Annotated in this window: 18 protein-coding genes and 1 tRNA gene; 8 read left to right on the top strand and 11 right to left on the bottom strand. The window is 70.3% G+C overall.

Going from position 1 to position 18,999, the window contains the following annotated elements; all coding sequences use genetic code 11:
* Window positions 1-108: 108 nt before the first annotated feature.
* The 3 genes from ABD893_RS14085 to ABD893_RS14075 all read right to left on the bottom strand — a co-directional run bounded on the left by ABD893_RS14085 (window position 109) and on the right by ABD893_RS14075 (window position 2,189).
* Window positions 109-194, bottom strand: a tRNA-Ser gene (locus ABD893_RS14085).
* Window positions 195-258: 64 nt separating this feature from the next.
* A complete protein-coding gene (locus tag ABD893_RS14080; RefSeq protein ID WP_345081533.1) occupies window positions 259-1,119 on the bottom strand; it encodes a universal stress protein in 861 nt (286 codons plus the stop codon).
* A gap of 149 nt (window positions 1,120-1,268) precedes the next feature.
* The gene (locus tag ABD893_RS14075) at window positions 1,269-2,189 is read right to left on the bottom strand and encodes a helix-turn-helix domain-containing protein (RefSeq protein ID WP_345081530.1); all 921 of its coding nucleotides are present in this window, start codon (window positions 2,187-2,189) and stop codon (window positions 1,269-1,271) included.
* A gap of 518 nt (window positions 2,190-2,707) precedes the next feature.
* On the opposite strand from ABD893_RS14075, the gene ABD893_RS14070 reads away from it, so the two are divergent.
* Both ABD893_RS14070 and ABD893_RS14065 read left to right on the top strand, forming a co-directional pair.
* Window positions 2,708-4,840 carry a prolyl oligopeptidase family serine peptidase gene (locus ABD893_RS14070; RefSeq protein WP_345081527.1) on the top strand — a complete coding sequence of 711 codons (2,133 nt, stop codon included), beginning with the start codon at window positions 2,708-2,710 and terminating at the stop codon, window positions 4,838-4,840.
* On the top strand, window positions 4,837-6,963 hold the full coding sequence (locus ABD893_RS14065) for a S9 family peptidase (RefSeq protein WP_345081524.1): 2,127 nt from the start codon (window positions 4,837-4,839) through the stop codon (window positions 6,961-6,963). Before ABD893_RS14070 ends, ABD893_RS14065 begins: the two co-directional genes overlap by 4 nt.
* Here ABD893_RS14065 and ABD893_RS14060 read toward each other — a convergent pair.
* The 4 genes from ABD893_RS14060 to ABD893_RS14045 form a co-directional block, all read right to left on the bottom strand.
* Window positions 6,956-7,732, bottom strand: coding sequence for an SDR family NAD(P)-dependent oxidoreductase (locus ABD893_RS14060; RefSeq protein ID WP_345081521.1), 777 nt, complete (start codon window positions 7,730-7,732; stop codon window positions 6,956-6,958). The two genes, ABD893_RS14065 and ABD893_RS14060, sit on opposite strands and share 8 nt — an antisense overlap.
* A gap of 98 nt (window positions 7,733-7,830) precedes the next feature.
* Window positions 7,831-8,673 carry a MetQ/NlpA family ABC transporter substrate-binding protein gene (locus tag ABD893_RS14055; RefSeq protein ID WP_345081518.1) on the bottom strand — a complete coding sequence of 281 codons (843 nt, stop codon included), beginning with the start codon at window positions 8,671-8,673 and terminating at the stop codon, window positions 7,831-7,833.
* A gap of 85 nt (window positions 8,674-8,758) precedes the next feature.
* Window positions 8,759-9,460 carry a methionine ABC transporter permease gene (locus tag ABD893_RS14050; RefSeq protein ID WP_345081515.1) on the bottom strand — a complete coding sequence of 234 codons (702 nt, stop codon included), beginning with the start codon at window positions 9,458-9,460 and terminating at the stop codon, window positions 8,759-8,761.
* Entirely contained in the window at window positions 9,457-10,473 is a 1,017-nt protein-coding gene (locus ABD893_RS14045; RefSeq protein WP_345081512.1) for a methionine ABC transporter ATP-binding protein, read from the bottom strand. Before ABD893_RS14045 ends, ABD893_RS14050 begins: the two co-directional genes overlap by 4 nt.
* Window positions 10,474-10,700: 227 nt before the next feature.
* Between ABD893_RS14045 and ABD893_RS14040 the strand changes: the two genes are divergently transcribed.
* From ABD893_RS14040 to ABD893_RS14015, 6 genes are all read left to right on the top strand, one after another.
* A complete protein-coding gene (locus ABD893_RS14040) occupies window positions 10,701-11,003 on the top strand; it encodes a hypothetical protein (RefSeq protein WP_345081509.1) in 303 nt (100 codons plus the stop codon).
* 1 nt (window position 11,004) lies between these two features.
* Complete coding sequence (locus tag ABD893_RS14035) at window positions 11,005-12,036, top strand: ABC transporter ATP-binding protein (protein ID WP_345081506.1); 1,032 nt, start codon at window positions 11,005-11,007, stop codon at window positions 12,034-12,036.
* Window positions 12,037-12,038: 2 nt separating this feature from the next.
* Entirely contained in the window at window positions 12,039-12,887 is an 849-nt protein-coding gene (locus ABD893_RS14030; protein ID WP_345081503.1) for an ABC transporter permease, read from the top strand.
* Window positions 12,888-12,975: 88 nt separating this feature from the next.
* Window positions 12,976-13,527: a hypothetical protein gene (locus ABD893_RS14025; protein ID WP_345081501.1), complete on the top strand. Its 552-nt coding sequence runs from the start codon at window positions 12,976-12,978 to the stop codon at window positions 13,525-13,527.
* Between the two features lie 66 nt (window positions 13,528-13,593).
* Window positions 13,594-14,763 carry a sensor histidine kinase gene (locus tag ABD893_RS14020; RefSeq protein ID WP_345081498.1) on the top strand — a complete coding sequence of 390 codons (1,170 nt, stop codon included), beginning with the start codon at window positions 13,594-13,596 and terminating at the stop codon, window positions 14,761-14,763.
* Window positions 14,760-15,431 (top strand): response regulator, encoded by a 672-nt coding sequence (locus ABD893_RS14015; protein ID WP_345081495.1) that lies wholly within the window; start codon window positions 14,760-14,762, stop codon window positions 15,429-15,431. The genes ABD893_RS14020 and ABD893_RS14015 overlap by 4 nt, the downstream gene beginning before the upstream one ends.
* A gap of 93 nt (window positions 15,432-15,524) precedes the next feature.
* Here the strand turns inward: ABD893_RS14015 and ABD893_RS14010 are convergent, their stop codons facing one another.
* From ABD893_RS14010 to tadA, 4 genes are all read right to left on the bottom strand, one after another.
* The gene (locus ABD893_RS14010; protein ID WP_345081492.1) at window positions 15,525-16,553 is read right to left on the bottom strand and encodes an ABC transporter substrate-binding protein; all 1,029 of its coding nucleotides are present in this window, start codon (window positions 16,551-16,553) and stop codon (window positions 15,525-15,527) included.
* Between the two features lie 114 nt (window positions 16,554-16,667).
* Window positions 16,668-17,513: an ABC transporter permease gene (locus ABD893_RS14005; protein ID WP_345081489.1), complete on the bottom strand. Its 846-nt coding sequence runs from the start codon at window positions 17,511-17,513 to the stop codon at window positions 16,668-16,670.
* Window positions 17,510-18,298, bottom strand: coding sequence for an ABC transporter ATP-binding protein (locus tag ABD893_RS14000; RefSeq protein WP_345081486.1), 789 nt, complete (start codon window positions 18,296-18,298; stop codon window positions 17,510-17,512). The genes ABD893_RS14005 and ABD893_RS14000 overlap by 4 nt, the downstream gene beginning before the upstream one ends.
* A gap of 207 nt (window positions 18,299-18,505) precedes the next feature.
* A complete protein-coding gene (gene tadA / locus ABD893_RS13995) occupies window positions 18,506-18,997 on the bottom strand; it encodes a tRNA adenosine(34) deaminase TadA (protein WP_345081483.1) in 492 nt (163 codons plus the stop codon).
* Window positions 18,998-18,999: the final 2 nt, after the last annotated feature.

Below are 18,999 nucleotides of genomic sequence, written 5' to 3'. Positions count from 1 at the left end.
GAGGCACCGCGCCGGCGCTCCGTCGGCCTCGCTTCCCGCGCACGACGAAGGCCCCCGTCGGATCCCGACGGGGGCCTTCGTCGACCCGGCATATCTCCAGGTCAGGGGCGGTAGCGGCGGGATTTGAACCCGCGGTGGCTATGAACCACACATCATTTCGAGTGATGCACCTTCGGCCGCTCGGACACGCTACCGTCGGACAGCTTAACCGCCGCGACGCCATGCGTTCAATCCCGCCGCCCCTGGACGCGAGTCACATCACTCGCTCGTCGGCCTGCGGACCACCGTGACGTTGCCGGTCGCGTGCAGCACGGTCGCCTGCGCGGTCGAGCCGGCCCGGCCCCGACTGAGCCCGCGATGGCCCAGGACCAGCATCCGGGCGCCGTCCGCCGCGGCCAGCAGCCCCTCGGCCACGGTGCGATCCTCGAGCATCCGCGCCTGGACCTCCAGCCCCTCGTGCCGTGCGGCCGCCCGTGCTGCGCCCTCATCGAGCATTCCCCGCGAGCGACTGCCGGCACTCCAGGCCTCCACGCCGCTGCGATAGGCACCGTGGCCACCGACCTGGACGTGGATCACACGCAGCACCGAGCCCCAGACTGCAGCGAGATCCGCGGCCACATCGATGGCCTCCCCCGCCGCTTCCGAGCCGTCATAGGCGGCGAGCACGGGACCTGCCCGGTACTGATCTGAACGGATCACGACCACCGGACAGCCGGCGTCATGGAGGATGCCGCGGCTCACCGAGCCCAGCAGCACACCCATCACCGCTCCGAGTCCTCGGGTGCCCACCACCAGCAGATCCGTGGTGCCGGAGATCTCTTCGAGCACTTCTCGCGGCATCCCCGCCAACAGTTCGGCGGTGACCGGAACCTTCGGGTACTGCGCGATGATCTTCTGCGCGGCATCATCGAGCAGGCGGCTGGCCTGGTTCCGGGGCCCTGCCGGATCGATCACGGGGATCCCGGACATGCCCTGTCCGAGCAGCGGCCAGGACCAGGCGTGCACAAGGCGCACCCCCGAGCCGGTGCTCTGCGCAAGCTCGGCGGCCCAGCGCACGGCGGCCATCGCCGCCGTGGTGTCGTCGTACCCCACCACGATGTTCGAACCGGTCAGAGCCATGACCCACACCTCCCTGCGCGGCCGGGCGGCAATTCATCCCAGAGTACGCCGCCGTTCGCGTCCTGACGAGATGCGAAAGTCCCCAGCGGAGCGGCTGGCCAGTCCCAGCCAGGACGAACCTCTCCCTTCGAACCCTCAGCACGAGTCCTTCAGCACGAGTCCTCGCCCTCTTCGTCCTCGTCGAGGTCTCCCCACTCCCAGCGCAGCCCGAAGGTACCCGGACCGAAGCGGGCATCGCTCACCTGGAACCGTCCCCGACGGTCCAGCCGCACCGACGTGACCGACTCCCCGGCATCCGTGCGCCGATAGCGCTCGCACCCGATCGGTTTGCGGTCGCCACGGAACTCGACCTCGAGGAGCACGTCGTTCGCCGGGCGGGGCACGCTGTACATGGCCGAGGTCAGGTCGGTGGCCGCCGCCTTCATCTCCACGCGATAGGCGAGCGTCGCCACCTGACCGGCGTCGAGCACACCATCGACCTTCAGCTCCACGCCGTAGGCCCGGTGCTCGGGCCACACCACCCGCCTGCCCACCGTGCAGCCCTCGAGAGGGATGAACTCGGGGGCGACGTTCGGCTCAGTGGGTTCGAGCAGGTGCACTGCAGGGAGCCGGCAGACCCCGGACTCGAGCGCACGCACGGTCAACCGATAGTCGAACCGCTGCACGTCCCGAGACGAATCGATGACCACGTGCTGCTGGAACACCCGTTCGTGGGCGTACTGCTGGGGCGCATCGAACCCCAGCTCGTCGAGCGCACGATGGAACACCTCGCGGCGCCCGGTTCTGCCCACGAAACTGGCAGGACGGAAGGATCGTCCGCGCGGCCTCGGCGCACCCACCAGGTCTGCGAGGTCGTCGGGCGCTTTGCCCAGCAGCTCTTCGAGCGCAGCGACCACTCCGAGCGACTGCACTCCGCCGGGCAGGCTGCGTCCGGACTGCCAGTTGCTCAGGGTCGCGACGCTCACTGGCCGATGGCGAGCGCGCAGCCGCTGGGAGATGGCGGTCAGGGACAGGCCGCTCTGCTCGATCGACTCGCGCAGCGCGGAGGCGAAGCGTTCACCCTCGCCCATCCCGCCTCCTCGCTCGCCGTCTGGTCACTGTCGCCGTCGCCCTACAGACCCGCTGGTCGCCAAAGGCTTTCTGCACTTCTGGACGACCGTTCAACATTTCTTGCCAACCTCTAAAACTGTCCGCGTACCGTTCATGACTGACCTCACATCCGGGTCTCAGCACCGAGCCGAACAGGAGATCAGCGCGCCATGCAACGTGCAGACCGGTCTCAGCGAAGTTCCCAGGCTGGCCCAGTGATCACCCACAGTTCCACCGGTCGCAGCGCTCTGACCCCCCACGCAGTCCCGGTGACTCACCGTCGAGTCACCTCCGCAGCGCAGGTGGGCTCCATCATGCACCCCACATCTCCGCGCAGTCGACCCCGCACGGTGCAGCACCGGGAAGGAGCCATCGGCTGCAGCGGTCCCTGAGCCGCGAAAGGGTGCTTCCGACCTCCCACACCACGATCCATGAGGCCGACACGGTCGTGGGGCAATGAACGTCGACGAATCGGCCGCCCCGAGAGGAATGCCACACCATGACTCAGCACATCGTCTCTCCGACAAGCTCTGCTCCCATCCGTTCGGAAAGACCCTCCTTCGCACCGCCCCGTCCCGCCCCCCAGGACCTCGAACGCACCTTGTTCGGGGACATCACCCCGATCCCCTATCGCTGGCTCCGGGACTCCCGCTCCCCCGAGGTCATCGACCACTACGCCGCCGAGAACGCATACACGGACCAGCGCACCGCCCACCTCGATGCGCTGCGCCTCGAGCTCACTGCCCGCACCGAACAGCCGGTGCCGCACCTCGAGCTCTCCGCTCCCGTGCTGCTGGATGGCTGGTGGTACATCGACCGTGCGGATCCCGCCGACGGCGCGACCTTCTCGCGGGTCCGGGACCATGCCGCCCTGCGCGGCCCCGCCGGTATCCCGGAGATCATCCCCGGCAGGCTTCTCGACGGAGAGAAGATCCTGATCGAGGGCTGCGTGGGGACGATCGGCATCGCGATCTCCCCCGACCATCGGCTGATCGCCCGGGCTGAGGTCGCGCTGGGAGGCTGCCGGGTCATCATCACCGACGCCGAGACCGGCGAGGAGATCGACCGCTCGATCCTCGGAGCCGGGCCCGACCTCGTGTTCTCCGCCGACTCCCGCAGCCTGCTGCACACCGGGCTCGACGACCTCGGTCGTCGCCATCAGGTTCTCTGCCACCGGATCGGCACCTCGGTCACCGAGGACACGGTGCTGGTCGAGGACGAGGATCATTGGGCAGATCTGTCGATGTCCCGCTCGCGAGACGGCTCCGCAGTGCTGATCCGCTCCTCCTCACCGACCGGCAGCGAGGTGTGGCTCGCTGATCTCGCCGCTCCCAGCGCCCCGCCGCTCTCGGTGATCGGGCGGGTCCGGGATGCACATCTCGTGGTCGAGCATGCCGGGGACCGGCTGCTGGTGATCACCGAGGAGCCCGGGAGCGGCCACAGCGTCCTCCGTCAGACGTCTCTGGACACCACCGGGGAGCCGCCGCGCGGGCCGGCGCTGCTGACCGCCCGCGCCGGCGAGCACTTCGAGTCCGTCGAAGCCTTCGCCGGATTCGTCGCCCTGCAGGTGCGGTGGAACGGGCTGCCCGAGGTGCGGATCCTCCCGCGCTGCGCTGAGGGCTCGCTCGACATCCTGAGCATGCAGGTGGTGGGACGCCGCGGCGAGCTGGACGCCGTCCGCATGGAACCCACCCCGGACTGGGACCAGCGGTCGCTGCGCTATCGGCTGGACAGCTTCCTCACCCCGCCCACGATCCTCGAGCACGATCTGGAGACCGGCAGGAGCACCGAACTGCACCGCGTCGAGGTCCCCGGCTACGACCCGATGCAGTACGTCGAGCGCCGACTGTGGGCGACCTCGGCCGACGGCACCCGGGTGCCGATCTCGCTGTTCGCGCGGCGTGACGTCCCGGCCGATGGCACCGCTCCCTGCCTGCTCTACGGCGACGGCGCCTATGGCACTGCGGTCGACCCGATCCTGCAGCTCGAGTCGCTGGCGATCGCGGACCGCGGCGTCGTCATCGCGGTCGCGCACGTGCGCGGCGGCGGCGAGCTGGGTCCGAACTGGCACCGCCAGGGGCGAGGGCTGAGCAAGACCAACTCCTTCGACGACTTCGTGGCGTGCGCGGATCATCTCGTCGCGACCGGTTGGGCGGCCGAGGGCAGGCTGGGCGCGGTCGGCACCGGCGCCGGTGGCCTGCTGGTGGGCGCCGCGGCGAACCGTGCCCCGAAGCGCTTCCGCGCGGTGCTGGCGGGCACCCCCCTGGTGGACCCGTTGGAGACACTGCTGGACACCGACGTGATGCTCACGCTCGAGGAATGGGCGGAGTGGGGCGATCCGGCGGGTGATGAGGCGACCTACCGTTCCCAGCGCGGGTACAGCCCTGCGGAGAACATCCGCGAGACCGAGTACCCGGCGGTCTTCGCCTGGACCGCGATGGAGGGGACGAACACCCCTACCGCCTGCGCCGCGATCTGGATCGCACAGCTGCGCGCGCGGGTCACCTCCGACCTCACGGAGCGCCCGATCCTGCTGCGCACCACCTCCACCATGGGCTCCGCCGGTGATCCCCGGGTCGAGGGCGTGGCCTGGCTCCTCGATCAGCTGGGCGCGGTTACCCTCGGGGAATGACCAAGGACCTCCCCACCGCCCCCGTCTCTGCCCCTGTTCCCGTCCAGCGGCCCACCGAGCGGACCTTCCACGGCGACACCGTGGTGGATCCGTACGAGTGGATGCGGGACAAGACCGACCCCGAGGTGATCACCCACCTCGAGGCCGAGAACGCCTACGCCGACGCCCGCACCGCCCACCTGGACGGACTGCGCGCAACGCTGGTCGAAGAGTTCATCGGGCACACCCAGGAGACCGACCTCAGCGTGCCGGTGCGCCGCGGCGACTGGTGGTACATCGTCCGCACCACCGCCGGGGATGACTACCCGAAGTTCACGCGGGTCGCCGATACCGGCGCCCTGCCGCTGGTCGAGCCGGGCGCGATGCTCGACGGCGAGCAGATGCTGCTGGATGCGCAGGCCGAAGCCGCGGACTCCGAGTTCTACTCCCTCGGCGGGCTGGCCCCGTCCCCCGATCACACCCTCTACGCCTCGGCGGTCGACACCGCGGGCGATGAGCGCTTCACCCTCCGGGTCAAGGACCTCACCTCCGGGGAGATCATCGATGAGGCGGTCACGGGCGCCGGCTACGGGCTCGCCTTCTCCGCCGATCAGCAGTGGCTGTTCTACGCACGGGTGGACGACTCCTGGCGCCAGCATCAGATCTGGCGACACCAGATCGGCTCCGACGCGAGCGAGGACGTGCTGGTCATCGAGGAGCCTGATGAGCGATTCATGATCGGCTTCGATCGCTCGCGCGATGGCTCGACCCTCGTGATCCAGGCCGGCTCCACCTCCACCACGGAAGCCTGGCTGCTGGACCTCACCGACCCCACCGCCGTCCCCGTGCCCGCAGGTGGGCGCCGCGAGGGCGTGGACTACGGCGTCGAGCACGCCGGCGACCGGCTGCTGATCATCCACAACGATGGCCATCGCGGCTTCGCGCTCGCCCAGGCTCCGCTGGACGCACCGGATCGCTGGGAGGACCTCGTGGTCGCGGCCGACGGCGAACGACTGCTCGCGGTCGAGGCCTTCGCGAGCTTCGTCGCGCTCGAGCTGCGCAGCGGCGGGCTCGCGAGCGTGCGCCTGATCCCCCGCGCTGCCGACGGCACGCTGCTGGTCGCCGAGGCCACCGACATCAGCCACGGCGGGGAGCTGGACACCGTCGAGCTGGACTCGAACCCGAACTGGGACCAGCGCACGGTGCGCTATCAGCTCACCAGCATGCTCACCCCGACCACGATCGCCGAACGGGACCTGGCCAGCGGGGAGAGCAGCGTCCTCCGCGTCACCCCGGTGCCCCGCTACGACCCCTCGCTCTACGTCGAGCGCCGCGAGTGGGCGACGGCCGAGGACGGCACTGCGATCCCGCTCAGCGTGGTCGCGCGGCGGGACGTCCCCGCCGACGGCACCGCCCCGGGCTATCTCTACGGCTACGGCTCCTACGAGGTCTCGATCGACCCGTCGTTCGTCCCCACCCGGCTCTCGCTGCTGGACCGCGGAGTCATCATCGCGATCGCGCATGTGCGCGGCGGCGGCGAGATGGGCCGCGACTGGTACGAGCACGGCAAGCTGCTCGAGAAGAAGAACTCCTTCAGCGACTTCGTGGCCGCCGCGAAGCACCTCACCGACTCGGGCCTGGTCGCCGCCGGCCGGCTCTCCGCCGAGGGGCGCAGCGCGGGCGGGCTGCTCATGGGCGGCATCGCGAACCTCGCCCCGGAGCAGTTCCGCGCGGTCATCGCGGGCGTGCCCTTCGTGGATGCGCTGACCACGATCCTGGATCCCTCGCTGCCGCTGACCGTGGGCGAGTGGGAGGAGTGGGGCGACCCGCTGCACGATCCGGCGGTGTACGAGTACATGAAGGAGTACACCCCCTACGAGAACATCACCGCGGTCCAGTACCCGGCGATCTTCGCCTCCACCTCGCTGAACGACACTCGCGTGTTCTTCAACGAGCCGGCGAAGTGGGTGGCGCGCCTGCGCGAAACGGTCACCTCCGACCAGGCCGAGCGGCCGATCCTGTTCCGCTGCGAGATGGTCGCCGGGCATGGTGGCCGCTCGGGTCGCTACCGCAAGTGGGAGCAGCGGGCTGACGAGCTCGCCTGGCTGCTGGATCAGCTCGGGGCGGCCGCGCGGATCAGCTGACCAGGTATCCGCCGTCCACCGGGATCTCGGCGCCGTTGATCATCGAGGCGGCGTCCGAGGCGAGCCAGACGGCGACGTCGGAGACCTCGCGGGGCTGCGCGAAGCGGGAGAGCGGGATGCGTGCAAGCATCGGAGCGGCTTTGGCGGGCTGCTCGCCCCAGACCGTCTGGCCCATGTCGGTGAGCACCACGGTGGGGCAGATCGAGTTCGCGCGCACCCCGTGCTCGCCGAGCTCGAGGGCGAGGGTGCGGGTGGCCATGACCAGGCCGGCTTTGGCGGTCGAGTAGGCGTAGTGCTCCGCCAGGGGGCGCAGTGCGGCGGCGGAGGCGATGGTGAGGATCGCGCCGCCGCCGGAGGCCGCCATCGCCGCCCCGGCGCGGGCGGCGAGCAGTGCGGGGGCTCGCAGGTTCACCCGCAGGGTCTCGTCGAAGTGCGCGGTATCCAGGGTCTGGACCGTCTCCGGATGGGAGAGGCCAGCATTGTTGACCAGCACATCCAGGCCCTCCATGAGGGCCGACGCCTCGGCCCAGAGCCGGTCGGGGACGTCCGGATCCGCGAGGTCCGCGGCGAGCACTGCGGTGCGCACCCCGTGCTCCGCGGCGAGGCGACGGGCCGGTTCCTCGAGCGAGGACGCGTCGCGGGCGCTGAGCACGAGGTCAGCGCCCGCGGCCGCGAAGGCGCGGGCGATGTCCGCACCGATCCCGCGGCTGGCGCCGGTGATCAGGGCGCGACGGCCGGTGAGGGGACGGGGCAGATCCTGGGAGGTCATCTCCTCAGGTTAGCGGCCGTCCCCTCGTTGGCTCGGACTGCGAGCTCGGACTGCGGCCTCGAACGGCCTGCTCGGGAATCCGCGCTCGGAGGGCCGGCTCAGAACGCGGGGATCACGGCGCCGGAGTAGGTCTCCTCGATGAACGCGCGCACGTCCTCGGAGTGGAGCAGCTCGTCGAGCTTCTTGAGCGCCTCGTTCTCGACGTCCGCGGTGCGGACCACGAGCATGTTCGCGTAGGGGTTGTCCTCACCGGACTCGAGGACGAGGGCGTCCTCGGCCGGGCTGAGATCCGCCTCGAGGGCGTAGTTACCGTTGATCACGGCGATCGCGTAGTCGCCGAGGGTGCGGGGCAGGAGCGCCGCGTCGACCTCGGTGAACTTGAGCTGCTTGGGGTTCTCGGCGATGTTGTCGATCGTCGCCTCGGTGGGCTCGATCCCGTCCATGAGTGCCAGCAGACCCTCGGCGGCGAGCAGCGCGAGCGCACGGCCACGGTTGGTGGGGTCGTTCGGGACGCCGACGGCGGCGCCCTCCTCGATCTCGTCGAGGCTGGTGAGCGACTCGGAGAAAATGCCCAGCGGCTCGATGTGCACGCCCTTGAAGGGGGTCAGCTCGTAGCCGTTCTCCGCGATCTCGGTCTCGAGGTAGGGCAGGTGCTGGAAGAAGTTCGCATCCACCTCACCCTCGCTGAGCAGCCGGTTCGGGATCGGGTACTCGGTCTGCTCCTGGAGGTCCAGGTCGAGCCCGGCGTCGGCGGCGAGGTTGTCCTTGACGAAGTTCAGGATCTCCATGTGGGGCAACGGGGTGGCGGCGATCCGGATCGTGGTTACGCCATCATCCTTCCTCGTCAGCGGCGCCTCCTCCTCCCCGCCGCAGGCGGCGAGGGTGAGGGCGGCCAGGCCGGCGCCGGAGGCGAACAGGGTACGGCGGGAGATGATGCTCATGGCGGGGTCCTCCAAGGGACGGTGGGGTGGGGTTCAGGTGATGGGCTGGAGTTCAGAGGGTGCAGTGCAGACGGTGCAGAGACGCTCAGACGGTGCGGGCGCGGTGATCGACCGCGCGGGCGAGGCGGGAGCCGAGCAGCTGCACCAGGATCACGATGGTGATCAGCAGGATGACGGTGATGACGATCATCTCGGTCTGATAGCCGGTGTAGCCGCGGTTGTACGCCAGCTGACCGAGCCCGCCCGAGTTCACGGAGCCGGCCATCGCGGTGTAACCGATGACGGCGATCGTGGTGGTGGTGATCGAGCCGATGATGCCGGGCAGCGCCTCGGGGACCAGCACCTGACGGATCACCTGCCAGCGGCTGGCGCCCATCATCCGCACCGCCTCGATCTTCCCGGCGGGGATCTCCCGCAGGTTCAGCTCGAACAGCCTCGCGGCGAAGGGCACCGCAGCGATGGTCAGGGCGATCATCGCCGCGTTCGGGCCGGTTGAGCGTCCGGTGATCGCCGCGGTGACCGGGATCAGCGCGATGATCAGGATGAAGAACGGGAAGGAGCGGAGCACGTTGACCACGAAGCCGACGACCTGGTTGACCGTGCGCACCAGCGGCGAGCTGGATCCTTCAGTCTCGAACAGGGCGATGCCGAGCGGCAGGCCCAGCAGCACGGTGAGCAGCATCGTCACCACGGTCATGTAGAGGGTGACCAGGGTGGCCTGCCAGGGGCCGCCCTCCCAGCGCGTGAGCAGCGGGTTGGACAGCCACTCCTGCAGGATCTCGATCATGCGGTCACCTCCGTCGCGACCACGCCGGCCGCCTCGAGCTCGGCGAGGAAGGCGGCGAGGCCTTCGGCGCTGATCGCAGCGCCCGAGCGGTTGCGCAGCGCGAGCTGCACGCGGCCCACCTGGCGGCCGCCGATGGTCTCGATGGTGCCGGCGACGAGCGTCGCCTCGGCGTCATAGGTCTCGGCGAGCTTGATCAGGTCGTCGGTGGTGTGGAAGCGCTCGGAATTCCCGTAGTCGCAGTTCACCACCAGCGCGTCGATGCCCGTGGGGGCCGGGGGCAGCGGGATCAGCTCGGCGCTCAGCGGTCCGTGGGGATCTGCGGCGACGTCGAGCAGGTCACCGGTCTGGGTGATACGGCCGTCCTGGAGCAGGGTGACGGTGTCGCAGACCTCGCGCACCACCCCCATCTCGTGGGTGATGATCACGACGGTGATGCCGAGGCGCTCGCGCAGGTCGCTGATCAGGCGCAGGATCTGGCGGGTGGTGGAGCCGTCGAGCGCGCTGGTGGGCTCGTCGCACAGCAGCACCTTCGGCTCTGCGGCGAGGCCGCGGGCGATGCCTACGCGCTGGATCTGCCCGCCGGAGAGCTGCGCGGGATGGTTGTGCTCGCGACCGGTGAGGCCCACCAGCTCGACCAGCTCGGCGACTCGCTTCTCCCGCTGGGCGCGCGGCACACCGGCGATCTCGAGCGGGTGGGCGATGTTCTGGGCGGCGGTGCGGGAGTCCAGCAGGTTCGCGTGCTGGAAGACCATGCCGATGTTGCGGCGAGCGGCGCGCAGCGCCTTGCCCTCGAGCGCGGCGATGTCTGTGCCGTCCACCTCGACGCGCCCGGTACTGGGCTTCTCCAGTCCGGTGAGGCAGCGGATGAGGGTGGACTTGCCAGCGCCGGAGCGGCCGACGATGCCGTGCACCCGGCCCGGCTCGAGGTGGAGGTCGATCCCGTCGAGCGCGACGACGGGGTCTCCGCCGCCGGGTGCGGGGAAGACCTTCGTGAGGCTGTCGAGAGTTATCACCAGGGCAGTACAGCACCCGCGACCGGATGCACTGAAGCATCCCGTCATATGGCGAAACAAACGTCACAGACCTGCAGGTCCGTGTGTGGAGGAGGTCACGCCCGGGGCTCTGTAGAGACCTCCTGAAGCCTCGTCTGACATTTCTCATGGGTGGGCCATGACGTTCCCACTCCAGGCGGTGAGGTGGCGCCCTACTGGCCGGAGCCGGTTCTGGGGAGAGTGGGGGCATGACATCGACACACCGCACCGACCCTCCCTCCACACCTCCCGCCGACCGCTCCGCAGGTCGCTCCTCCGAGCGATCCGTCCTGATGGACCTCATGGCCTTCACCCCCTCCGCGACCCTCGGCCGCGAGCTGCTCGCCCTGTTCGCGAACCTGGCTCTGGTCGGGCTCATCGTCCTGGTGCTCCAGCCCGAGGCCCTCGTCACCGCCGTCATGTTCGCCGTCGTCGGCCTCTTCATGGGGGTCCGACTGGTGGTCGGCTTCCGCACCCGTGGCTACGCCGCTGATCTGACGGGAGGGCGCTGAGATGACGACCCTCGATCAGAACCCCATCCCCGTCGGCCCCCCGTCGGGCCCCGGCCTCACCGACCAGGCGTCCATCGCTCCCGCCGCCATCGCTCCGACCGCCGATCCCGCCGCCGACGTCGTGCTGGAGGCACGCGGCCTCAGCCGTCGATATGGGCGGGGCAGGGACTCCTACCTGGCCGTCGATGGTGTGGACCTCACCCTTCGCCGCGGCGAGCTGTTCGGCCTGCTGGGCACGAACGGCGCCGGGAAGACCTCCACGCTCGAGGTGCTCGAGGGCCTGGCCCGACCCACCTCCGGCACGGTGAGCGTATTCGGTCACGACCCCTACCGTGAACGGCGCGCCGTACGCCCCCGCCAGGGGCTCATGCTGCAGACCGGTGGCTTCCCCGCAGACCTCACCGCCCTCGAGGCGCTGACCATGTGGAGCAGGACGCTGAGCACCCCGCGCCCCGTGCTGGACGTGCTGGCCGACGTCGACCTGACGGACCGGGCCGGCACCCGCATCTCCTCCCTGTCCGGCGGCGAGGTGCGCCGTCTGGACCTCGCCGCCGCGATCGCCGGCGACCCGGAGCTGCTGTTCCTCGACGAGCCCACCACCGGGCTGGACCCGGAATCGCGGGCCCGGGCCTGGGAGCTCATCGCCTCCCTCAAGGCGCGCGGCACCACGATCGTGCTGACCACGCACTACCTCGATGAAGCAGAGACCCTCGCCGACCGGCTCGCGATCATGCACCGCGGACGCATCGCGCGCGAGGGCACGGTCGCCGACGTCGTCGCCGGGCACGCCGCCCGGATCCGCGCCACGCTCCCGGCGAGCGCCCCCGCGCTTCCCGCCGTGCACGGTGAAGCCTTGCGCAGCCCCGAGGGTCACCTCGAGGTGTCCACCACCTCCCTGAACGAAGACCTCCACACCCTGCTCACCTGGGCACGCGGCGCGGGCGTCGAACTCACCGGGCTCGATGCCCGCGCCGCCAGCCTCGAATCGGTGTTCCTCGAGATCGCCAGCTCCACCCACACCCTCGAAGGATGATCATGACTGCCTCACCCGCCCTCGCGTCCGCTCCCCTCACCAGCTCCCCGCACTCCGCCTCCCCCGTGCGCCCCCGCCGCATTCCTCGCCTGCTGGGGCTCGCCGCCGCGGAGCTCTCCCTCCTGCGACGCAATCGCATGCAGCTCGGCACCGCCATCCTGCTGCCGCTCGCGCTGCCGTTCTTCTTCCTGCCGCTCGCGCAGAACGGTGCCTCCGGGGCCGCCCTGGCCAGCGTGCTCGGCACGATGTTCGTGATCGTGCTGCTGTTCGTCGTCTACTACAACCTGCTCTCGTCCTACGTCGCCCGCCGCCAGGACCTGGTGCTGAAGCGCCTGCGCACCGGCGAGGCCTCCGACGCGACGGTGCTCGCCGCGACGGCCACCCCGGCACTGCTGCTCGCCGCAGTGATGATCGTCCTCACCACGGCGCTCGCGATCCCGCTGCTGGATCTCCCGCTCCCCCAGAACCCTCTGGTGCTCGTCCTCGGCCTGGGTCTCGGCGCACTCATGCTGGTCCCGCTGGCCCTGGTCACCGCGAACATCACCCGCACCGTCGAATCCGCGCAGATCACCTCGCTGCCCGCGATGCTGGTCCTGATGATCGGTGCCGGCGGCATCCTGCCCGTCGAGCTCCTGCCCGACTGGGCGGCCCGGCTGATCACCTTCCTCCCGTCCGCCCCCATCACCGAGCTGGTGCGCCTGGGCTGGCTGGGCATCGACGCCGACGGAGCCGCCATGGCCGGCGCCGATGCGTGGATGCTCCTGGCCGGACAGACCGGGATCCTGCTCGCCTGGACCCTTGTCGGCGCCCTGATCGTGCGCGAGCACTTCCGCTGGGAGCCGCGCGGCTGAGCCCGCTCCCCCCCCCCCCCACTGCGCCTCTCCCCCTCCACGCCACACCACACCACGCCGCCGCTGCGGCACCAGACAAGGACATCTCTTGTTCCAGGACCTCCTCTCCCAGCTCCACACCCTCGTCTCCGGCCTCGAGCCGTGGCAGCAGGTGCTCGCCCTCGTGCCCGCCGGCGCGATCCCGTTCATCGAGAGCTACTTCGGCAGCTTCCTCGGTGCCGCCCTCGGCATCCCTCCGGCGATCGCGATCCCCGCCGCTGTGGCCGGGAACCTGATCTCCACCTTCGCCGTGATCGCCCTGTCCGGCAGGGCCCGCGACGCTGTCACCGACGGCAGGAGTCGCCGCAGGGGCGGGATCGAGGCGGGGCCCGGTGTCGAGGTGGGGCCGGGCATCGAGGCGGAGCGCGGGGTGAAGCCCTCGCGGTTCCGCGCGAAGATCGCCGCCGCGCTGGACAAGTACGGGGTGCCGGGGGTCAGCCTGCTGGGACCGCTGCTGGTCGCCTCCCAGATCACGGCACCGACCCTGGTGGCGCTCGGAGCGAGCCGCGGCCGGGTCTACCTGTGGATGGGCATCTCGATCATCGCCTGGGGCATCGCGTTCGGCCTCTTCGGCAGCCTGTTCCTCGCCACGATCGTCTGAGCGGATTCGAGCCGATAGGCTCCCGACCTGGCCGCCCTTCTGAAAGGTGGCCGCGAGAGGAATGACATGGAGTCGACCGTCGGCCGCCAGTGGAGCGTGTTCTACGCCTACACGGCCTGGACCGTCGTCGGGGTGGTGGTGCTGCTCCCGCTGGGTATCGCCCTGTTCCTGGACCTGCGGATCCCAGCCGCCTTCGCCGCCGCCCCGCTGAGCGCCGCGGCGCTGTGCGGGCAGATCGCGCTCGCCGCCTGGTCCGCCTGGCGCGCCATGGAGGCATGGGCCGCCGCCGACGCCTCCACCGCCCGGGACCGCTGGGGCATCCGTCAGGTGGGGACCCTCCCCTCCGACCTGTCGTTGGTGGCCGCCGCAGCCCCGTCGGCGCTGATCGCCGGGACCACGCTGCTCGGCGGCGGAGATCCCCGCCTGTTGATCCTCTCGCTGTCCGCGCTGGTCACCACGGCGACGATCCGGTGGCGTTGGGAGTTCGGCCTCGTCCTCACCCTGGGGTTCACAGCGGTGGCGGCGCTTCTGATGGGCTCCCTCCCGGCGAGCCTCCCCACCGGAATCCTCATGGTGGCGGCTGTGCTCACCACTCGGCTCTCGCTGTGGCTGGCGGCGATGGTGCGCGAGCTCGATGACGCCCGCCAGGCGCAGGCCCAGCTGGCCGTCGCCGAGGAGCGCCTGCGCTTCGCCCGCGATCTGCACGACGTCTCCGGTCGGGACCTGTCCGTGATCGCGGTGAAGGCCGAGCTGGTCGCGCAGCTCACCGAGCGGGAGGATCCCCGCGCGGTGGAGCACAGTCGCGAGGTCGCCCAGATCGCCCGCACCTCGCTGGCCGAGATCCGCGGCCTGGTGCGCGGCTACCGTGAGGCGGATCTGGCCACCGAGCTGCGCGGCACCGCCTCGCTGCTGCGCTCAGCTCATGCTGAGGTCACGATCCACGGCGAGGCGGACGACATCCCAGCACCGCACGCAGGCACCGCCGCCTGGGTGCTGCGTGAGGGCGGCACCAACATCCTGCGCCACGCGAGCCCTTCCGTCGTGACGATCACCCTCACCTCCGGCGGTGTCACGCTGGTCAACGACGGCGCCCCGGGCGACGACGACGTCCACGAGGGCAGCGGGCTGACCGGGATGCGTGAGCGCCTCGGCACCGACTCCGCGCTGAGCATCCACCGCGAGCGCGGCACCTTCACCCTCGACGTCCGCTTCGATGCCGCAGGAGGCACCCGATGATCCCCGACCCCGTCCCTGCTGCATCTGCTGCCACGTCTGCGCACTCCGGTCCCGCTGCCGCCGCGCTGCGCGTGATCCTCGTCGATGACGAGAACCTGATCCGTTCAGCGCTCGCCACGATGCTCTCCCTCGAGGACGACCTCGACGTGCGCGGAGAGGCGGCGACGGTCGCGGACGGTGTGCGCCTGGCGCAGGCGGAGCAGCCGGATGTCGCCGTGCTGGACCTGCAGCTGCCCGACGGTGACGGCCTCGAGCTGGCCAGCCGGATCGGCGAGGTCTCCCCCGCCACGCGCTGCCTGATCCTCACCTCGCACGCCCGGCCCGGCTATCTGAAGCGTGCCCTGGCCCAGGGCGTGCTGGGATTCCTGCCGAAGACCACCTCGGCCGATCAGCTGGCCCGGGCGGTGCGCTCGGTCGCCGCCGGGCGCCGAGTGATCGACCCCGAGCTCGCGGCGGAGACGATCTCCTCCGGCGACTCGCCTCTCACCCCGCGCGAGGCGGACGTGCTCGAGTTCGCCGCAGATGGCGCGGCGATCGAGCAGATCGCCCGCCGCGCGCATCTGGCCGAGGGCACCGTGCGCAACTACCTCTCCAGCGCGCAGGCGAAGCTGCAGGCCGCGAACCGGCACGAGGCGGTCGCGATCGCCCGCCGCCAGGGCTGGATCTGAGGTTCGTCCTTTCCGGCGAGACAGCCGACCGTTGCGCAGTGGGCGTTCTGAGCGCCCAGAACGCCCACTGCGCAACGGTCGACAGCGTCGGGATCAGGCGCTCGCGCCCTCCGCGAAGCTCGCATCCACGAACCCGGCCACGTCCAGCGGCTCGGTGTAGGTGATCTGCTCCGCCTGGATCCAGGCGGCCTGCATCGCCTCGAGCTGATCGGGCTGCGGCGCGAGGTCCGGCAGGTAGGTGTACATCGGCGAGGCCTTGAGCACGTCGATCTCCTGGCCGAGGGTGTCGGCGAGGATCTGGTAGACCTCATCGGTTTGGACGCCATCCTCCGAGAGCTCCTGCGCACCGCGGGTCAGCGCGGTGAAGAAGCCCTGGGCGAGCTCCGCGGCCACGAAGGTCTCCGAGAAGATCACGCCGGTGCCGGTGGTGCCCTGCGCGGGGACCGCGATCGGGGACGCGACGCCCGCCTCCTCCATCGAGGTGGAGAAGGGCGCCGAGGGGGTCGCCGCGTCGATCGATCCGTTGGTGATGGCGGGCTCCTGGTCGGGGGTGGAGAGGTTGGAGATCTCCACGTCGGCCAGGGTCAGCCCGCCCTCCTCGAGCATCGCCGCGAGCAGGTAGCCGCCGGTCGCGCCGGGGCCGCCGGCCACACCAATGGTGCGGCCCTTGAGGTCCGCGACGGAGGTGACCGAGCCATCGTCGATGAGGTCCTGCCGGACCTCGAGGGCGGTGGGCGAGTTCTCGGGGTCGCCCGGAGAGATGCCCATCGAGCCGACGACCTTGAACGCGAGGCCCTGCTCGAGCGCATTGAACATGCCGGCGCTGACGCCTGCCACCATCACGTCCAGCTGGTTGTTCGAGAGCATCGGAATGCCGTCCTGGCCCGACTTCAGCGGGGTCAGCTCCAGGGTGATGCCCTCTTCCTCGAAGTAGCCCATCGAGTCCGCGACGTACAGCGGGGCGAACAGGGCTGAGGGCAGGTGGCCCACGCGCACGGTGCCGGAGCCGGACTCGCCGCCGCCGGTGGCGGGATCCTCGCCGGTGACGGCGGAGCCGCAGGCGGCCAGGGCTCCTCCCATCGCGGTCGCGGAGGCGAGGGAGAGAAGGGTACGACGACGCATGACGTGCTCCTATGCAGGGGTCTTCGGGTGGGGAGGAGCTTCTGGTGCGAAGCTCTAGTTCTTGGCGGAGGTTCTTGGGGAAGGTCTTCGGCGGAGGTTCTGCTGGCGAGCGGCTCAGCGCTCTCGGCGCCAGGGCAGCAGCAGCTTCTCCGAACGGCTCAGCAGCGTGGTGACGATCGCGCCGATGACGCCGATGACCACCAGTCCCACGTACAGCTTCTCGGGGATGAACAGCTGCCAGGAGTTCCAGATCAGGTAGCCGAGGCCGGTGGTGGTCGCACCCGTGAACTCGACGGCGGTGACCACGACCACGGCGGTGCCGGTGGCCGTCTTCAGGCCGGAGAACACGAAGGGCATCGCGCCCGGCAGGACGACGAAGCGGAAGCGGTCGAAGCCCTTGGCGCCGTAGGCGGTGCCCGCTTCGAGCAGCTTGCGGTCGATCGCCCAGACCCCGGCGACGGTGTTGATCTGCATGATGAAGAAGGTGGTGATGAAGACCGCGATGATCTTCGGCGTCTCGGTGGGGCCGAAGATCATCAGCAGGATCGGGAAGATCGCGATCTTCGGCAGCGGGTACAGCGCCGAGAACAGCGGGCCGAGCGCGGCATTCAGGGCGCGTGAGGAGCCCATCAGCAGGCCCACCACGATGCCGCTGATCGCGCCGAGGCCACCACCCACGAACAGGCGCATCAGGGTGGGGGCGGTGTGCATCCACAGCTCGCCGTCGAGGATCATCTCGTAGCCGGCGGAGACGATCCGCGTGGGCGGCGGGAAGAAGCGCGGGTCGATGATCTGGTAGCGGGCGCTGAGCTCCCACAGCACCAGCAGCAGGATCGGGGTGCTGATCGAGAGCACCAGGTCACGGGTGGCCAGGGAGCGGTCTCGGGAGCGCTGGGCGGTGGCGGCGACGAGGGTGCGCTGCTCGCGATCGCGGCTCGCGGGGGTCTCGGTGGTGCTCATACGGTCTCCTCGGCGGTGCGCGCATCCTCGCGCAGCAGGTTCCATATGCGGGAGCGCAGCTCGCTGAACTCGGGGGTGCGCTCGATGTCGAAGGAGCGTGGGCGTTCGAAGGGGACGGTGATGTCCTCGCGCAGGGTGCCGGGCCGGCCGGACATCACGATCACCCGGTCCGAGAGGATGATCGCCTCGTCGATGTCGTGGGTGACCATGAGGACCGTTTTGCGCTCCTGCTCCCACAGGGCGATGAGCTCCTCCTGCATGAGCATGCGGGTCTGGGCGTCGAGCGCGCCGAGCGGCTCGTCCATCAGCAGCAGCGGGGAGCCGGTGGCGAAGGCGCGGGCGATCGCGACCCGCTGGCGCATGCCGCCGGAGAGCTGGTGGGGGTAGGCGTCGGCGAAGTCGTCCAACCGCACTCGAGAGATCCAGTCGCGCGCGATCCGCTCGCGCTCCATCTTCTTCCTGCCGCTCATCCGCAGGCCGAACGCGATGTTGTCCAGCACCGTCATCCACGGGAAGACACCGTGCTCCTGGAACACGAAGGCCGCCGGGATCTGCTGGCCGGCGTCGGGCATCGTCACCGTCCCGACGGTGCGCTCCTCGAGCCCTCCGAGGATCCGCAGGAAGGTGGACTTGCCGCAGCCGGAGGGGCCGACGATGCAGGTGAAGGATCCCGGCTCAAGGGTCAGTGAGAAGTCCTCGAGCGCCCATACCGGGTCCTGCCCGGAGAAGAAGACCTTCGAGACCCCTTCGGCGACGACGGCCGACGACGACACGCGTGCGTTCATGACTGCTCCTCGACCTGCTCGACATCGGCGCCAGTGTAGTGGCGGCGTTCAAATGGCGAGACTTGGAGTTCACAGGTTGGACGGCGCTCGCGTCCGTCTGGACCCTGCCGAGGCCCCGTGGTCGCGATCTCCCACGCCGTCGCCGCTGTGCTCATGGAGTCGTACCACGCCGCACCTGACCAGCCATGCGGGGTCTGGTCACCCAGGTCAGCCGATCGGGTCAACCCGGTCTCGTGCGGACTGCTTCCGTCTCGAGCGGAAGAAATCTCGCAGCAGATCCCCGCACTCCTGGCCGCGCACCCCGGTGGTGAGCTCGACGCGGTGGTTCAGGCGCGGCTCGCGCACCAGGTCGTAGAGGGACCCAGCCGCCCCGGCCTTCGGGTCCATCGCCCCGACGACGACCCGCTGCACCCGGGCCAGCACGATCGCCCCCGCGCACATCGTGCACGGCTCGAGCGTGACGGCGAGGGTGACGCCGGTGAGGTTCCAGCGGCCGGTCGCGCGGGCGGCGGCGCGCAGGGCGAGGATCTCGGCGTGGGCCGTCGGGTCCTCGTCGGCCTCGCGGCGGTTGCCGGCGGTGGCGAGCACCGCGCCGTCGGGGCCGACGACGACCGCACCGATCGGTACGTCGGCCGGCTCGCGAGCGGCGGCCGCCCGTGCCTCGTCGATCGCCAGGCCCATCAGCTCGTCATCGGTCATGA

Source organism: Brachybacterium paraconglomeratum (genome assembly GCF_039541415.1).
Lineage (GTDB): Bacteria > Actinomycetota > Actinomycetes > Actinomycetales > Dermabacteraceae > Brachybacterium > Brachybacterium paraconglomeratum_A.
The sequence above is the reverse complement of the archived record's forward strand: the minus strand, read 5'-3'. Positions and strand labels throughout refer to the sequence as shown.

Coding starts and splice junctions, on each gene's coding strand:
- ABD893_RS14080 (WP_345081533.1), bottom strand. CDS start 1,119: ATGGCTCTGACCGGTTCGAACATCGTGGTGGGGTACGACGACACCACG.
- ABD893_RS14075 (WP_345081530.1), bottom strand. CDS start 2,189: ATGGGCGAGGGTGAACGCTTCGCCTCCGCGCTGCGCGAGTCGATCGAG.
- ABD893_RS14070 (WP_345081527.1), top strand. CDS start 2,708: ATGACTCAGCACATCGTCTCTCCGACAAGCTCTGCTCCCATCCGTTCG.
- ABD893_RS14065 (WP_345081524.1), top strand. CDS start 4,837: ATGACCAAGGACCTCCCCACCGCCCCCGTCTCTGCCCCTGTTCCCGTC.
- ABD893_RS14060 (WP_345081521.1), bottom strand. CDS start 7,732: ATGACCTCCCAGGATCTGCCCCGTCCCCTCACCGGCCGTCGCGCCCTG.
- ABD893_RS14055 (WP_345081518.1), bottom strand. CDS start 8,673: ATGAGCATCATCTCCCGCCGTACCCTGTTCGCCTCCGGCGCCGGCCTG.
- ABD893_RS14050 (WP_345081515.1), bottom strand. CDS start 9,460: ATGATCGAGATCCTGCAGGAGTGGCTGTCCAACCCGCTGCTCACGCGC.
- ABD893_RS14040 (WP_345081509.1), top strand. CDS start 10,701: ATGACATCGACACACCGCACCGACCCTCCCTCCACACCTCCCGCCGAC.
- ABD893_RS14035 (WP_345081506.1), top strand. CDS start 11,005: ATGACGACCCTCGATCAGAACCCCATCCCCGTCGGCCCCCCGTCGGGC.
- ABD893_RS14030 (WP_345081503.1), top strand. CDS start 12,039: ATGACTGCCTCACCCGCCCTCGCGTCCGCTCCCCTCACCAGCTCCCCG.
- ABD893_RS14020 (WP_345081498.1), top strand. CDS start 13,594: ATGGAGTCGACCGTCGGCCGCCAGTGGAGCGTGTTCTACGCCTACACG.
- ABD893_RS14015 (WP_345081495.1), top strand. CDS start 14,760: ATGATCCCCGACCCCGTCCCTGCTGCATCTGCTGCCACGTCTGCGCAC.
- ABD893_RS14010 (WP_345081492.1), bottom strand. CDS start 16,553: ATGCGTCGTCGTACCCTTCTCTCCCTCGCCTCCGCGACCGCGATGGGA.
- ABD893_RS14005 (WP_345081489.1), bottom strand. CDS start 17,513: ATGAGCACCACCGAGACCCCCGCGAGCCGCGATCGCGAGCAGCGCACC.
- ABD893_RS14000 (WP_345081486.1), bottom strand. CDS start 18,298: ATGAACGCACGCGTGTCGTCGTCGGCCGTCGTCGCCGAAGGGGTCTCG.
- tadA (WP_345081483.1), bottom strand. CDS start 18,997: ATGACCGATGACGAGCTGATGGGCCTGGCGATCGACGAGGCACGGGCG.